This window comes from Bacillus marasmi, from assembly GCF_902168435.1.
GTDB lineage: Bacteria > Bacillota > Bacilli > Bacillales > Cytobacillaceae > Bacillus_BU > Bacillus_BU marasmi.
The window spans coordinates 64,331-79,433 of sequence record NZ_LR656176.1; the positions used below are offsets into that span (position 1 = coordinate 64,331).

Sequence of the window (15,103 nt, forward strand, 5' to 3'; positions counted from 1 at the left end):
TTTGTGCTAAAAGCCTCTGTATTGAACTTCCTCTCTTTCTATTTCGTTAACTCGCTTTTTCAAGTCCATCACAATTTCATGAATGAGCATCATTGTTTCATGTAACGAACGCTTCGATTCATGATCTTCGGTTTGCAGTGCTAAACGTGATAAGTCCGCTTCAACTCCCTTGAGGTTGGCAAGAGTATGCTTTACGTTTGATGCAACCGTCATTTTTTATCACCTTTTCTGAATATTGTTTTTAAGTTCTAAAAAAGGTTGGTTTTTTCACCAACCTTTTTATCATGCAATTCTAATGCTGTTTATATTGAGGTTCTTCAGCCTCAATCTCTTGAACACGGGGCTCAATACTATCAATAACAGTTTGTGTTTGCTTAGCAGCGTCTTGGTAAAGTTGCTTTGCTCGTTGATTATCTGTGCTCAGAGCAAAAGTTTCAAAGCTAGCTTGAGCGCTTTTTAATCCAGCTAACGCAGATTTCACATCATTGATAACCGTCATAAGGACACCTCCAGATTAATAAATATTTCTTAGAAATTATTGTTTCACTAATATTAAAAATTAAACCCATATGCCTTTACCTCAATTTTAGCAACTCTTGCTTCTGCTTCTTTGGGAATTTCAGGGTATGCGAGTTCAAAACCTGCTTCAGAGCCTGGATTAACTCCAATATCAACCAACCCTACAAGTACACCAACAAGCTTTCCAGACTCATCTAATAGTGCAGCAGCTAAACGAATATCATCTTGTTTTGCATCGGTTGTATTTTTCACCATACCGGTAACACGATAAGATGAATAATCATCTCCTTTTATTCCTTTAACCACAGAAGTTTCAAGTAGCGTGGGGTCCTCTTTTGTTTTGTCAAAACCAAAATTAAAGGTTGTTTCTTTAAAATTTGCAGAATCAGTTTCTCCATCAAGAATTGTGGTTTCACCAATGAAGGCTGTTTCATTTGGACCCACCACAGATGGGACAGAATATACCATTGTACTTGTTCCGAGCACACTACCATCTTGCGCTTTATAGTTCATTTGGGTTTCACCAATTTCTACCGGAACATCACCAGTGTTTTTATATATGGCACCGGTGTGAACCCAAACTGAACCTATTGAATCTGTCCATGCACCACTTGCTTGGTCAACTATCTCAAGCTTTGCCTCTTGCTCGTCTTTTTGATTATCCGTTTGCTTTGTTTCTTCGGATGTATCTTTAGTATTTTTCTCATCTGAAGTACCTGCATACTCATTAGAACACCCAACAATCAATACCATTGTTAGTAATATGATTATTGAAACGAATTTTCTCATTAGGATGCATCATCTCCCTTTTCAGCGGCACAGGGATAGTCCGGGCCTATTCTTGTGCTTCTTCAGATTCCAAATCTTCCAGCGCATCTGGGTAAACTGTCTCACCGATTACCTCACCAGTTGCAACATCTTTTACAATTATTTTAACCTTTATATTTTCTGAGTCCTTTCCTTGAAAAAGCTGGTAGTACATCCCTGAAAGTCCTAATCCAAACACAGCAAAGCCATCAAATGAGTTTTCATATCCAGCGCGGTCAACTTCTAATGTAAATTCAGAATATGATTTGTTGGCAGTGACCTCTTTAATTGAAGGAGAATCCTTTCCATTTTTCATTTCTTCAATAGATTTTTGCAGTTCTGTTTCCATTTCTCTCATCATTTCTTTGTGCTTAGCTTTTGACATTTTGTACGTTACTGATCCATCAGCGTTCTTCGTGACTTGTATTCCTTCTGCTTCCGCCTCCGCTATTGAGCTTTCAGCATCTTCCCCTTCAAACATTGATGCCGGAAGAGTTATTTCTACACTTAATAAATTTTTATCTACGTCTATGGACTCACTACTATCTTCTTCCTTTTTTGCATCTTTTGCCGTTTCGTCCGCGTTTGATTTCTCATCAGTTCCACAGGCCGTAACAAATACAAACATGAAAGCCAGCAAAATAACCAATAACTTTTTCATATTCATTTAAGTGCCAGGCACCCCCCGAATTTTCTTGTTTCACAGGATGTTTTACGGTATTTGTTGATTGTTGTTATTAAATTTTCTTCGCTTTCCAAATTTGTATCCAAAGTCAAACAAATATTGGTAATATAGAGTTAGTTTAATCATTAGCTTAGTATGTGCTTTATTCAGGAGGAAATTCATATGAAATCACTAGCAGTTTTTTGCGGTTCGAAGTGTGGAGCATCAGATGTTTATTTAGAGGAGGCAAAGCTACTAGGTAAAGAGCTTGCACAACGGGGCATTACTTTAGTTTATGGTGGGGCTAGTCTTGGAATTATGGGTGCGGTTGCGGATTCCGTCTTAGAATCCGGCGGCAAAGTTATTGGGGTCATGCCAAACTTTTTAGATACAAAAGAAAGAACTCATAAAGGTTTAACGGAATTACATATTGTAGAGTCCATGCATGAACGAAAGGCTAAAATGGCAGAGCTTTCTGATGGTTTTATTGCTTTACCGGGCGGTCCTGGCACTCTTGAGGAATTTTTCGAGATTTTCACCTGGGGACAACTGGGACTTCACCATAAACCACTAGGGATTTTAAATACGAATTATTATTATAATCCCCTTGTAGCACTGTTCCATCACATGACCGATGCGCAGTTTATGGATGAAAAGTTTCGTTCGATGGCAATTGTAGATACTGAACCCGGAAGACTTATTGATCAAATGGAAAATTTCCAACCAGTTACCGCTAATACTTATTTAACAGATGATCAAACTTGATATTAATAAACCAAAGTGACGCTTCTGAGCAGAAGCGTCACTTTATATTAAGGTTCAAGTCGTTTCATCAACCCAAATTTGACTTGATTTCTATAATTTGATCAATGTAGCGTTTTTATAAGTAAACGGGAGTCCTAACTAAATCCTGTATACTTCCATCCTTTGCACTTCTTGTGTATACCCAAAGTTCCCCACCAATAGTTGTTGGATTCCGATCAAATGGAATTGAGCTAGTAAAGTAACCATAGGCAGGTGCACCTTCACTTGCTGTTGTATATCGCTCATTAGAAACAATTACTCCGTTATAGTCTCTCAACTGGTGTAAAACATTGGCTTCGAACGCCCTAGCTTGACCATCTATCATTTGACCTGATTTGATTTGGGTCACTGGAAGTGGTGACCACAGGACAATATTTCTTGAAGTTGGTAATGGAATGATTACATGATACCCTGCCCAAATCAGGTCTGATTGAAATCCTAATCGACCTTGGTTTACTTTAACAATGTTTAATAGTGGAATCCCAAATCTTTGAGCAATTGTTGTAATGGAATCGTTGATTTGTATTTCATAAATAAAAGCAGGTACTACTAGTGAATGGCCTTGATAAATCAGATTCGGATTTGTTATCCGATTAATTCCTGCAAGCAAATCTGAAAAAGTGCTAAATCTTGTTGCAATTCGATTGATGTTATCACCAAATTGAACAATATAATTAACCTTTGCCGTATTTTGGGTTGGGACAAGCAACACGTTTCCTGGATATATCAAGCCTGGATCCGTTACAGGTGGAAATATATGATTAATTTTCATTATAGTTTCCACCGAACTTTGAAATCTGCGGGCAATTGAGTACAGTGTATCTCCTTGTTGTACCGTACAAATAAATGTTTGCTTGTTAACTACCGGCACTACCTTCACCCCAAATTATGTTGTAATTCCTCATGTATATGTATTATGCAATGTGAAAATTTATGATGCTTTAATTTCTTCAGAGCTTTCTTTTTTATAATAAAAAAACACCCGCAACTTGTGTGCGAGTGTAACTAGTAATATTAATTAAGCATATTTCACGCCAGCTTGTCTAATGTTATTGATATCAGATGAGGTGCATGGTGTAACAGCATAGGTCATTTCACATTTTGGGCAATTCATAATTACCTTTTCTAGGATAAACGTCTCACCGCATCCGCACGCGATATTATGTAGTACATTTGGTTCAAAGTGTGCTTTTCCTTGTTTTTTTACATGATCGACAATTGCTTTTCCATCAATAAAAGGTCCACATCCACAGCTCATTTTCATAACCTCCAAGTAATTTCTCTCTGTTGAATTCTCTTTATATAGTTTAAAAGTATCATAGAATTTAACGGACTCCAAATATCAAAAGTCACATACTTTATAGCATTTTTGTGTCAACTATACAGTCTAAATCCCTATTTAATTAATCTAATGAGTGACAGTACACTTTATAGTACCTTTTGCTCTCATAAAAAGCATCCTCAATTAAGGTTATTTTACATTTAGTATTATAAACTATTACTTCATTTTCCTTAGCATAAAGATGGTCTTTGTAATGATGATTAACAACAAAACCTTTTACGTTATCACAATAAAGGACTATTGGTACAAATTGATCATGGTAATCTTTTATGGATAACTTCTTATTTCTTACCATTTTATCAATGATATCCTCTGGAACATATTCAGCCAAAGCAAATTGCGTTGCTACCTGTTCATCAATTGACCAAGATGACGCCAGATCCCAATGGCTATATATGTGTCCAACTGTTACATCTTCTAATAAATACATGATCCCTCTATATAAACGAGGTATCCGTTCCCGTCGATTTTGAATTAATTGATATAGACCCTCCCGAGGCTCTCGAGTACCTAAATATTCATCCAGTAAGTATTTTTCATTATTCCCTAAAGGTGGAGCAATTAAAGTGGTAGTCATAATAGAGTCCTCCCTTTAATTGTTGAATGATACTAGATATAAACTTTCTCATTCTTATTTTAATGAATAATCTGTGAACTTTCCCCCACATCCATCACATTTATTGAATTTTTTCAAATTATTTAAGCATTTACTTGCAAGCAATGTTGGTTTTTAATATAAATTGTTAAAATACTATATAGATACTTTTTACAAAATACTAGAAACTAGGTGCACGACCATGGATATAAAGCATTTACAATATTTTATTGAAATCTCAAAATTCAATAGCTTTTCTAAAGCAGCTGATAGTTTGTTCATTACACAGCCAACGATTAGTAAAATGATCAAGAATCTGGAAACAGAGTTAGGTGTTTCGTTGTTTGACCGCTCTCGCAAGCAGCTTGTACTAACTGATGCTGGAAAAATTATTCTGGAACAGGCTCTTTTTATAGATAAGGCATTTAAAAATTTAGAAATAAAAATCGGTGACCTAAGAGGATTGAAAACAGGACAAATCCGTATTGGTCTTCCGCCCATTTTTAACGCTCATCAATTCTTACAAATCGTCGGATTATTTCATGAAAAATATCCCGAGATTACGTTTCTAATTGAAGAATCCGGTTCAAAGAAAATTGAAGAGGACATAGAGAATAATCTACTAGATGTGGGTGTCATTGTTCTTCCGACACAGAATCAGATCTTCAACCATTTTGCCTTCATGGAGGAGGATTTGAAGCTTATTCTCCACCCCTCCCATCGACTTGCGGAAAAAGACGTTGTTCAATTAGCTGATCTCGAGGAAGAATCTTTTATACTGTTTAACAAAGATTTTGTTCTAAATGACCGAATTATACAAGCCTGCTTAAAGACTGGCTTCAAACCACATATTATCTCCGAAAGTGCACATTTGTTTTTCATTGAAGAAATGGTGGCCAATAAACTTGGTGTTTCGCTATTACCTGAAAGTATTTGCAATAGACTTGGAAACAACGTTAGATCGATTCGGGTCGAAAATCCATCAATTAACTGGAGCTTGGCCATCATTTGGGGAAAAAACCAATACATTTCCTACGCAGCAAAGGAATGGTTAGATTTTACAATTGAACAACTCAAAAATATAACTAAACGCTTATAGTATAGCAGAAAAATAATTCTAACTGATTGTTTAACTGATTTTTCTAAAAATTTCCTCTATATAAAAAGCCTTCACAATAAACGCTTTCATAGACAAAAGCTATGCTAGCAATAACATATAACCATTTTACATGACATTAAACCAGTCGTAGACTTAGTAATAATCAAGTTGTATGAATTATCAGAACTGAGTCGTTTCACTTCATCAACAAAATATAGGGGGAAATTTGATTGATCACTTTTAATTGTATTAATGATTTAGAACAAGTGTGTCAAGCATTGGAGAATTTAGAAAAAAATTATCCTAATATTCACAAAAAACTAGTAGAATTAGTGTACCTCACCCGGGCACTTAACTTTAAATTTCAATATATGGGAGCTTTATTAATGGATAAGGACCCAGCTGAATTCACACCAAATTCGGTTCATGACTCTGTCCTTCGATTATATGATAGAGAATTGCAAGCATTAAAAGATGATCCTGATTTTAACGAGTTGGAGCAGATCATTCACAAATTTGCGCAAACTGGTTTTACTAATATCAGTCATTTACTGCTTGGAACTGATCCAGAATCATTGGTTGGACCAACCGTAGAAAAATAATTACGGTACTAAAAATGTTTATACCCTAACTTCATTCATACGTTAGAAAAGGCATTGATCTTCGTGATCAACGCCTTCTTTTTTTACTATTTCATGAATTTCCGTTTTAATTCAGCAACTTCGTTAATGGCAGAAAGCAATCGTATTTCGTAATCAATTTCATAATTAACCTCATAGACTGCTTTCCCCGGGTCGCGAAGGAAAACAAGCTTCATCGAATCAATTTCTACACCGTTTGCCTTTTCATATGCCATTTTATACAAGTAAAGCTGCGGTTTATAGTATTGGACTAGCTCTTCAACATTGTCATGGATGCGATTTGTCTTTAGATCAACTACCTCAAATACTCCATTATTTATTATTACTTTATCAATTTCACCGATGATTTGAACCCCGTTTAGCTCTAAAACAAAATCCCATTCATTTTCTACTGGCTCGCCTAACGCTAATCTCTGAAAAGCTTTAATTAACGGAGTCACCTGCTTTAAGTAGAGTGATTCCTCCTCTAGTGGGATATGATTTGTCAACGCCTCTCGATATGCATCCTTTTCCTCATAACCACGGTCCAACAGTTCACAAATTCGGTGGACGATTGTCCCTAAGACCGTTGGCTTAACCTCATTCATAACTACTGTTGCAGTACTTTCTTCATTCAGCATCTCATCTATGTTTTCGATTGGAACCTCTTCTTCTTCTTCTCCTGTATCTTCAAGCCATGCTTCGTCGAGCCTTAAAATATGTTTCTCTAAAAACTGCTCTGGAGCATTCAAATAACTCATTACCTCGGAAACGGAAAAAGTAATCGGAATCTCCCTGTCTATTTTCACACTAGGACCAGCATACTCATCTGCTCCCTCAACTATCGCCATTTCTTTTGGTAGCTCGTCAATTACAGTAATATAGTCATTAATCATCTCATTATTTATTAGTGCAAGCTCAAGCCAACTAAACCAGCTTTCTTTTTGCTCCTTATCCTTTGATGTTAAAATTAACAAGTCGCGAGCCCGTGTAAGAGCTACATAAAAGAGCCGCTTCGATTCTTCGATTGCCTGATTCCTAGCCTCCGTCATTAAATCACTAAAGTTTGGCGCAGCAATTTTTATTTTTTCACCAAGCAAATTCTCCTCGTCTTCCAATTCGAATTTCACTGAAATGCCACGCTCAATATCAAATCTAAAAGTCCCTCGATCAGCCGGAAGTGCTCGAGATAAATTCGGAACAAAAACAACTGGATACTCTAACCCTTTAGAGCCGTGAATCGTCATAATGTGAACATAATTCCCACCAGTCAATTCAACCTCTGCATCGCCTTCCTTTTCAGATAAGTCTGCCAAAATCGCAATTTTAGCTAGCATCTCTTCCATTGATTTCGCACGTAGATCCACTATGGTCTCGATTAATTTTTCAATATTTTTGACTTTCATTAAATTGTTCTTTTGGAGAAGCAGCACATTTTTTAGTCCGCTGTCTTCCAGCAGATTTAATAGATCCATTTGAATAGAGGCTGACCAGCGGAATGGTGTCCATCTTTCATATAATGCACAAAACCGTTCAAGCTTTTCGTTTAATTCATTAGATAGTCGTCCAAGATATCTTTTTTCGTACAGGAACTCATGCAATGACCATTCGACACCATGTTGGTGATGAATTTCCAAAAATTCATCCATCGTTAAGCCGAACATTGGACTTCTTAACACAGCCATGATATAAAGCTGTTCATATGGTCGATTCAACCAGCGCAATAAGCTGAGAAAATCAATTACCTCTTGGCGATCATAAAATCCTAATCCACCATACACGTTATATGGAATATCTAACTCCTTTAAGGCAAGCTCTAGTCTCGTTAAATTTGTTCGTGAGGCCATCAGAACGCTCATATCACGCCACTCTACTGGTCGCCAGTAACCTTCTTCTTTATCGAAAATTTCTGTTTTATTTTTCTTTAATTGTACCATGCGTCTAGCAATCATATTATATTGATTTTCATCTACGCTCACTTCCTGGGCTTCACTAACCTTTATGTATTCGACACGACTCTGGCTACACCTTTCATCATTACGAAAAGCATTCAAGCGTGAATACTCTGTTTTGTACAGTGGTGCACCTGTCTCTAAACTTGTACCCATTAAATGCTCCTGTTCAAACAGCAAATTTATAAATTCGATGATGCTATGACAGGTTCGATAATTAATATTCATATCAATAAATGCGTACGTGCTGTCCTCTTTCGCCTTTTTCACCTCGCTGTTTAGAAGCTGAACATCTGCTCCGCGAAACCGGTAAATAGACTGCTTGCCATCGCCAACGATAAAGCGATAAGGTGGATTAATTTTTTCAACCATCCTTAATTGAAGCTGATTTGTATCCTGAAACTCATCGACTAAGAAATGCTTATACAAGCTTGAATAGTAACCTTTAATATCAGAATCATTAAGAAGACTGAGCGCCTTTTGCTGTAAGTCGGAAAAATCAAGCAGTGCCAACTCGCGCTTTTTTTCTTCATACTTCTGGTCAAAGGTAATAAAAAACGATTCGAACTCCACCAAAATTTGTTCTAGTCTCTCTTCGTTTTCTTCTGGTTCATCGAACATATCGCGGACGGCTATCAGAGCATTCAATACATTAAACATCGATAAATTTTGTGTTTGCAGGTTTTTTGGAACATTTTTTTTAATATCTATTTTTCCTTTAAGTGCCATCAATAACTGTTCATCGTGAAGATTTCGAAGGTAAATATCATGCATATTATCATAAATTTTCTTGTTAGCAGGCGTAAGTTTACTTGTATCCGGATCTGTTTGGAAGAACGAGTAAAAATCCACATCCAATTTGTTTAACTTTTCTGACTTCGAGAGCTTCCACTCTGTAAGGAGTGCATCTATATTTAATTTTTCCTGCAGGCTCGTATTAATTTCATACTCTTTCACCTTCCCATAAACCGCAAAAAGGCTTTCCTGAAGGGAATAGCTAGTGATTGCGCTTAATAACAGGTTCCATTGTCCGCTGATTTCGCCTTCTTCCACCAGTTCAGAAAAAATCTCTGCTTTCAAAAGCTTACTTTGTGTATCATCCATTACTGTTGCATCAGGATAGATATTAGCTTCGAATGAATTTTCCAACACAATCCGCTGACAAAAGCTATGAAACGTGGAGATTACAGCATTGTCGAGTGCTTCGATTTGGTTTTTCCAATATTCAATTGCCACATTTGTATGATTTGGATATTCTCTACTAGCATGGCGTCGTTTTTCAATTAATCGCTTTCGAATCCGATCCTTCATTTCTAATGCAGCATCCTCGGTAAAGGTAAGCGTAACGATGCTACTAACGTCTGCAGCTGCGTTTTCTTTCTCTTTTATGCCTAACTCGACGTTTAGCTTTAACTCACACAAGTGTACATAGCGCTCTGACAACACTTTTGTCTTGCCGGAACCAGCACCTGCAGCGACCACAATCAGAGGCTCTTTTCCAAATATTGCTCTCTCTTGCTCTGGATTATATTTCATTTTTCTCACTCCCTCCCTCATATGTTCTGTTGCTCAGTTGTTACCCGACAAACCGGTTTGTAAATGCAATATTTGCACTCATCTGCATTAAAAGGTCTAACAGAAAAATCTGTGAATGTTCCCCGCCAAAGCCTTGTTATTAGTTCGTCCAATTTTAATTCTTGGCGTAAAGACTCACTTTCTAAATTTACAATATTCGTTTTATATTTCTTATTTGGCTCAAAGCGGACCCGGTGATCTTGATCCTTCCAGACCATATTTTGTTTTCTACGATGAGGGTCTTTCATCGAAATATAGCCGCCACCAATGGCTTCTCCATGGTTGATTTTATGATTTTGATACTTTCCTTGATTGAATTCATGCGCTAAAGCCATTAAGTACAGGGGAATCTGTAAAACAACACCCGCTGGAATATGATTGTTAAAATCTAAATTCTTATCACTTGTTTTATAGTCATAAATTACAAACCCATGTTCATCTATATCAACACGGTCTATTTTTCCAGAAAGCGTTAATTCCTCATTGTTTTCCAACGTAAAACTCAATTCAACAGGTTCCTCAATGCGAAAAATCCGCATTTCGGCCAATTCCCCGTTATGCCAAAAACGCTCTTGTTCCGCAGCTAGCCATCTTCTAAATTTTTTCCACCAATCCTGCTTTGCTTTATCAAGCTTTATCTGGCTAATTTCGGGATGAATTCGTTTCAACTTCTCCCATTCCACCTCAAAAATTGATTCCAATTTTGCTTCGGCACTGCCTTGAAAAAATTCTGCCAGTTTTGCGAATGGGACACCTTTTACTTCACGATAAAGTGTTTCAATAATACGATGAATCATGTTTCCTGTCTCAATAGGGTCCATTCTGCCTTGCTTATTCAGCGGCTCACGAACTTTAAAAATCCGCTCTAACCCAAATCTAAATGAACAGGCAGCATATCGTTCCAAACCAGTAATCGATAGCTTATTTTTCGCAAGCTTTTCAGCCCATTTATCAGATAGGATTTCTTGGCCAGACTCTAGATATTTGAGATTAATGATATATTGCCGGATAAGCCCTTGAACCGTTGCTATTTTTTTCCCAATGCCATAATGATAGGCAAGCTTTTCAGTAAATTCTTCGTTAGATTGATAGGTTATTGACTTATATCGTGATGCCGTCGAAAAGCTTTCTGTGATTGGCTCATCCATTATATATTTCGAAGCCAGTAAAGGTTGGTGTGGATTCATTCCCCCTACATAGGAAAAAGAGAGCGTTTCCGCTATGTATTTAAGCTGGTCAAAGGCTGCGTCATCCTTTTTTCGAAAAACATTTGAAAGTGGTAATGGAAAAGGACTTGTGTAATTTTCTAAATACCGTTCTTGAAAATAACCAATTAAGCTAGTTTGTTTAGGAAAAACTCCTTCATTTAGCCCCATTACAAAAAGATGTTTCCCCCTAAACAAAGGAACATCACGGAACGAGTAGATGTCTATTCCATCCGCAGGGGTTCTTTCCAAATAAAGAAATACCCTATTAAGTTCTGCTAAAAATACATCTCGAAAACAATCAATATGTACGTTTAAATTGCTAATAGTATCAGACATCGAGTCGAGCGATTGTTTCAGAAGCTCCATAATTCGTTGTAATGCACGCATTTCTAAAGCAAGCTGTTGGATATAGGGTGAATTTTTCTCCTTAATGAACTTCTTCCAAATTGACATTAATGGAAGTTGCTGAATAAATTGGTAGAACTGCTGAGAAAAATCCTTCATTGTTGAGGTTACAGGCAATTGCGATTGGAATTTTAAGGTCTGTTTTAATATTGCAGATATTTCTGGGTCCGAAATTTCCCCAGTTGAAATAAACATTTCTTTCACTTTTATGAATTCAGTAGATGTTTGAATGCAAAGTGCCGTGATGGCTTCAACGAGGGCAAGTTGCTCCCATTTTGTTGATAAATGTTCATTATCGAATAATAGCTTTATGAACGAAGCAAAGCTCGTCTCGGTTACCGGTAGTTTCCGCGGTTTTAAAATAGGAATTTTCATTACTTTGCTAAGTTGTTGTAATGTTGATAGATAATTTGCTTCTGTTGCCAGGACAATTCCAAATTCACGATACTGCCCCTGACCTTTATGTCTCTCTATGGTCGTCAGGACTCCAAAGATTTCTTCCTCAATTGTTGTCGCCTTGTAAGTAGTCGTTTTTTTGCACAATAAGTTGGGGGTAGGAGCTTTTTCTCCTATAACCTCCACTCCCAACCTCTGAAGTGTTGTTTTGGTAACCTTAATCATTTCATTATCCAAAATTGGCAAGTTTATTGTGAAAGGCACATTTTTCTTTTGCAAGTATTCTATGAAAAGGTATTGCACTGGGCTGAAATCCATAAAACCATCTATCACCACTCCGCTAAGCGGAAATTGATTAAGATTTTCTGCAGCTTCAATTGCCTTCATTATCCTATTTTCCGGATCATACATACCCTTTTCATCACGATATTCTTGTTCATATGTATAAAATGTATCAATAAGAGCTTGAAGTTGAGGTGGTGTGTCAGCAACCTTAAGCCCTAGTCTTTTTAACTGACCATAGCTGTCACTGTATGCTTTTGCCTTTTTTGAAAGCTCTATATCAAAAACAAAATGCTGCTCACGATTTAATATTTCATAGAAGAATAGGATGCGTTCTTCTTCTGTTATTTTAGTAAATTTAACTTTTGTCTCATTTAATAAAAGTACCGCTAAATCATCAAAGGTTTGAAATGCTATTCCAGGTTGGTTTTTTCTTGCGACTTGCAGCCATTTATTTGAAGGGAATAAATAATAAATAGGTCTGTCCTCATTCGTCTGGTATTGAAACCATTGCTCCAAACGTTTGACAAAATCATTGTAGGAAAATGATGTGAAGCACAACTCACCCATTCATAATCACCTCTCGTGGTTTAAATATACATTTCCAATAACTTCTTAATTTATATATTACGCCTTTTTCCGACAGAACCCTTCCTAATTATTGGAATGGTTTGAAATTTGAACAATTATTCATACTTTCAATATTTCCGTTTTTTTGAAGTATGAACCACCATTTCAAGATAAAACTAACATTGAGTTTGTTTGGATTAAGGATGTGTTCACTTATGGATTTCTTTCAAGGTCAAGAATCACTTTCAAGTTATGAATGGATTTTGCGGGCAGTCATTGCCTTCTTCTTTTTAGTAATAGTTGCTAGAATCCTTGGTCAACGGGCTATTTCACAGCTCAGGCTTTTGGATTTTGTCATGGCATTGGTTATCGGTAACATCATTGCCCATCCACTATCGGATGAAGAGCTTGGCTTAAAAGGTTCTATGATCACAACAGCTGTATTGGTTTTGTTATATCTAGGTGCGTTATTTTTGATGTTAAAATTCCCCTGGTTTAGAGGCTTACTTAATGCAAAACCAATTACTATTATTCGTGATGGTCAAATTCTAATCAAAGGCTTAAATAAAGCAAGAATTTCTTTGGATGTTTTGATGGAAGAACTACGAAGGGAAAAAGTCGTGAATATGAACGAAGTAGCTTTTGCAATATGGGAAGCGGAGGGAAGGCTATCAGTCTTTTTGGATCCAAAATATGAACCTGTAACTCCTAATGACTTAGTCTTAAAAACTGAGCCTTTTGATTTTCCGCGCATGATTATTAAGGAAGGAAAAATTAATAAAACCGAATTAATTGAGGCGCATAAAGATGAAGTCTGGCTTGTTGCTCAACTAAAGACATCTTTTCAAACAGAGGTTCAGAATGTACTTCTTGCTACCGTCGATAGGAAGGATACTCTTAAGGTCTTTTTATATAAATGAGGCATATCAAAAATCCGCATTAGACTAATTGTAATCGTACAAGCAAGTAAGCTTGTCTTGAGTATAATAGGTTAAGGAAATTTGCATTCCTCCTCATGTAATGAGGTTGAGAAGAAAGTCAGTCAAATACAAAATAGTGAGTTGGGGGTGTTAGAAAGTGGAACCAGAATTAGAAATTAATCCAATACTAACATTTAAAACAGCTAAGGGAAGTAGATATTGGTTAGATGAAACGGGGCGTTCCCAAAGGTATAAATTTTACCATAAGGAAACTACCATTAAGGGGCAAGGAATGCAGGAGCCCTATCGCTATATTATCTTCGTTAATAATGAAGATGCTAATCTAATTGCTAGTGCTACTGCCAGTCGCGAAAAAAGTACGATGATTATCCGTAACGATAAGCTTTATATCGTCTTGAGTAGAAATAAGGACATTACTAAGGTTTATGGTCCATTTAATCTCTGTTACGATCCTCAACTTGGATTGGCACCAATAGAAATCACGAATCTAAAGTATGATGCAAACACTGAAGGCTTTATTGTGCAAAGTTATTACCATATCGGAAATGAAATCGTTAATATACAAAGTTTGATAGATTGGTAACTACTACGACTCCCTAAAACAAGAAAAAAAGAGCTTATTGAAAGAATATTATGGACAAACACGTCTAAAAGCCTGTTTGTTACATATATTTGTAGAAAAGGAGGTGCCTTTATTATGGCTCAAATTTTGTGTGAGGTTACTAACTGCATCTACAATAGCGAAGGCAAAAAATGCGGGGCGAAGGAAATCTTCGTCGGAAGCTACAATAATGAGAAATCAGTGATGACGCACGAGGAAATCGGCTGTAAAACTTTTGCCACAAGAAATTAATCCATATACTTAGTGAGACCATATGCAATGGACAATATGAAAAGAGCCAGGATTTCTCTTTCAGAAATTCTGGCTCTTTATATTTAAGCTCTGTTATAACATAATGTTGATTTTCCCTGTGATTGGTTACAGCCACCCCTCCGGAATTCCGCTATTGTCGGCGATTTCGAACGCAGCATTCGTAATGGCTTCAGGTAGCGTTTCACCTGTTGCGCAAATTCCATTAAAGCAAACCTCTGAATCTCCTTTTTGTTGATAGGAAAATCCGTATTGTTTCAATTTATCAACGATGAGCATTGCATGTTCCAGTTTTTGTTCTGGTTGAAATTCGTGATCGTAAATGAAGATACCCTTTTCAGGATCATGCCAGCGGTCCCATCTATTTAACTTCCAACCTAATATCCTTCTCGCAATAATTTCAATTTTGTTCATTTCTTGTTGATCCCCTTTAGTTATAATTGTTTATTTTAT

16 protein-coding genes are annotated in these 15,103 nt (G+C 36.7%); 6 read left to right on the forward strand and 10 right to left on the reverse strand.

Translation table 11 applies throughout. From position 1 onward, the window contains the following. Positions 1-6: 6 nt before the first annotated feature. The 4 genes from FXW34_RS16845 to FXW34_RS16860 all read right to left on the reverse strand — a co-directional run bounded on the left by FXW34_RS16845 (position 7) and on the right by FXW34_RS16860 (position 1,993). Positions 7-213 (reverse strand): DUF1657 domain-containing protein, encoded by a 207-nt coding sequence (locus FXW34_RS16845; protein WP_147535217.1) that lies wholly within the window; start codon positions 211-213, stop codon positions 7-9. A gap of 79 nt (positions 214-292) precedes the next feature. Then, positions 293-499 carry a DUF1657 domain-containing protein gene (locus tag FXW34_RS16850; protein ID WP_147535218.1) on the reverse strand — a complete coding sequence of 69 codons (207 nt, stop codon included), beginning with the start codon at positions 497-499 and terminating at the stop codon, positions 293-295. A gap of 53 nt (positions 500-552) precedes the next feature. Continuing rightward, positions 553-1,308, reverse strand: a complete 756-nt coding sequence (locus FXW34_RS16855) for an FxLYD domain-containing protein (protein ID WP_147535219.1) — start codon at positions 1,306-1,308, stop codon at positions 553-555. A gap of 46 nt (positions 1,309-1,354) precedes the next feature. Then, the gene (locus FXW34_RS16860) at positions 1,355-1,993 is read right to left on the reverse strand and encodes a hypothetical protein (RefSeq protein ID WP_147535220.1); all 639 of its coding nucleotides are present in this window, start codon (positions 1,991-1,993) and stop codon (positions 1,355-1,357) included. A gap of 180 nt (positions 1,994-2,173) precedes the next feature. Between FXW34_RS16860 and FXW34_RS16865 the strand changes: the two genes are divergently transcribed. Further along, positions 2,174-2,755, forward strand: coding sequence for an LOG family protein (locus FXW34_RS16865; protein ID WP_147535221.1), 582 nt, complete (start codon positions 2,174-2,176; stop codon positions 2,753-2,755). 115 nt (positions 2,756-2,870) lie between these two features. On the opposite strand, the gene FXW34_RS16870 is transcribed toward FXW34_RS16865, so the two are convergent. The 3 genes from FXW34_RS16870 to FXW34_RS16880 all read right to left on the reverse strand — a co-directional run bounded on the left by FXW34_RS16870 (position 2,871) and on the right by FXW34_RS16880 (position 4,713). Continuing rightward, positions 2,871-3,566: a Gmad2 immunoglobulin-like domain-containing protein gene (locus FXW34_RS16870; protein WP_425457445.1), complete on the reverse strand. Its 696-nt coding sequence runs from the start codon at positions 3,564-3,566 to the stop codon at positions 2,871-2,873. A 246-nt stretch (positions 3,567-3,812) separates the two neighbouring features. Continuing rightward, the gene (locus tag FXW34_RS16875) at positions 3,813-4,052 is read right to left on the reverse strand and encodes a hypothetical protein (RefSeq protein WP_147535223.1); all 240 of its coding nucleotides are present in this window, start codon (positions 4,050-4,052) and stop codon (positions 3,813-3,815) included. Between the two features lie 145 nt (positions 4,053-4,197). Continuing rightward, positions 4,198-4,713, reverse strand: coding sequence for a hypothetical protein (locus FXW34_RS16880; protein WP_147535224.1), 516 nt, complete (start codon positions 4,711-4,713; stop codon positions 4,198-4,200). A gap of 220 nt (positions 4,714-4,933) precedes the next feature. Between FXW34_RS16880 and cidR the strand changes: the two genes are divergently transcribed. Continuing rightward, positions 4,934-5,830 (forward strand): cidABC operon transcriptional activator CidR, encoded by an 897-nt coding sequence (gene cidR, locus FXW34_RS16885; protein ID WP_147535225.1) that lies wholly within the window; start codon positions 4,934-4,936, stop codon positions 5,828-5,830. A 230-nt stretch (positions 5,831-6,060) separates the two neighbouring features. After that, on the forward strand, positions 6,061-6,432 hold the full coding sequence (locus FXW34_RS16890) for a hypothetical protein (protein ID WP_147535226.1): 372 nt from the start codon (positions 6,061-6,063) through the stop codon (positions 6,430-6,432). Positions 6,433-6,518: 86 nt separating this feature from the next. Here FXW34_RS16890 and FXW34_RS16895 read toward each other — a convergent pair whose 3' ends face one another. Continuing rightward, entirely contained in the window at positions 6,519-9,938 is a 3,420-nt protein-coding gene (locus FXW34_RS16895; RefSeq protein WP_187119000.1) for a UvrD-helicase domain-containing protein, read from the reverse strand. A gap of 17 nt (positions 9,939-9,955) precedes the next feature. Continuing rightward, positions 9,956-12,838: a PD-(D/E)XK nuclease family protein gene (locus tag FXW34_RS16900; protein WP_147535228.1), complete on the reverse strand. Its 2,883-nt coding sequence runs from the start codon at positions 12,836-12,838 to the stop codon at positions 9,956-9,958. 215 nt (positions 12,839-13,053) lie between these two features. On the opposite strand from FXW34_RS16900, the gene FXW34_RS16905 reads away from it, so the two are divergent. The 3 genes from FXW34_RS16905 (at position 13,054) to FXW34_RS16915 (ending at position 14,632) form a co-directional block, all read left to right on the forward strand. After that, positions 13,054-13,758, forward strand: coding sequence for a DUF421 domain-containing protein (locus FXW34_RS16905; RefSeq protein ID WP_147535229.1), 705 nt, complete (start codon positions 13,054-13,056; stop codon positions 13,756-13,758). A gap of 157 nt (positions 13,759-13,915) precedes the next feature. Then, positions 13,916-14,362 carry a hypothetical protein gene (locus FXW34_RS16910; protein ID WP_147535230.1) on the forward strand — a complete coding sequence of 149 codons (447 nt, stop codon included), beginning with the start codon at positions 13,916-13,918 and terminating at the stop codon, positions 14,360-14,362. 114 nt (positions 14,363-14,476) lie between these two features. Next, positions 14,477-14,632: a DUF1540 domain-containing protein gene (locus tag FXW34_RS16915; protein WP_147535231.1), complete on the forward strand. Its 156-nt coding sequence runs from the start codon at positions 14,477-14,479 to the stop codon at positions 14,630-14,632. A gap of 126 nt (positions 14,633-14,758) precedes the next feature. On the opposite strand, the gene FXW34_RS16920 is transcribed toward FXW34_RS16915, so the two are convergent. Then, positions 14,759-15,064, reverse strand: a complete 306-nt coding sequence (locus FXW34_RS16920; RefSeq protein ID WP_147535232.1) for a BC1872 family protein — start codon at positions 15,062-15,064, stop codon at positions 14,759-14,761. Positions 15,065-15,103: the final 39 nt, after the last annotated feature.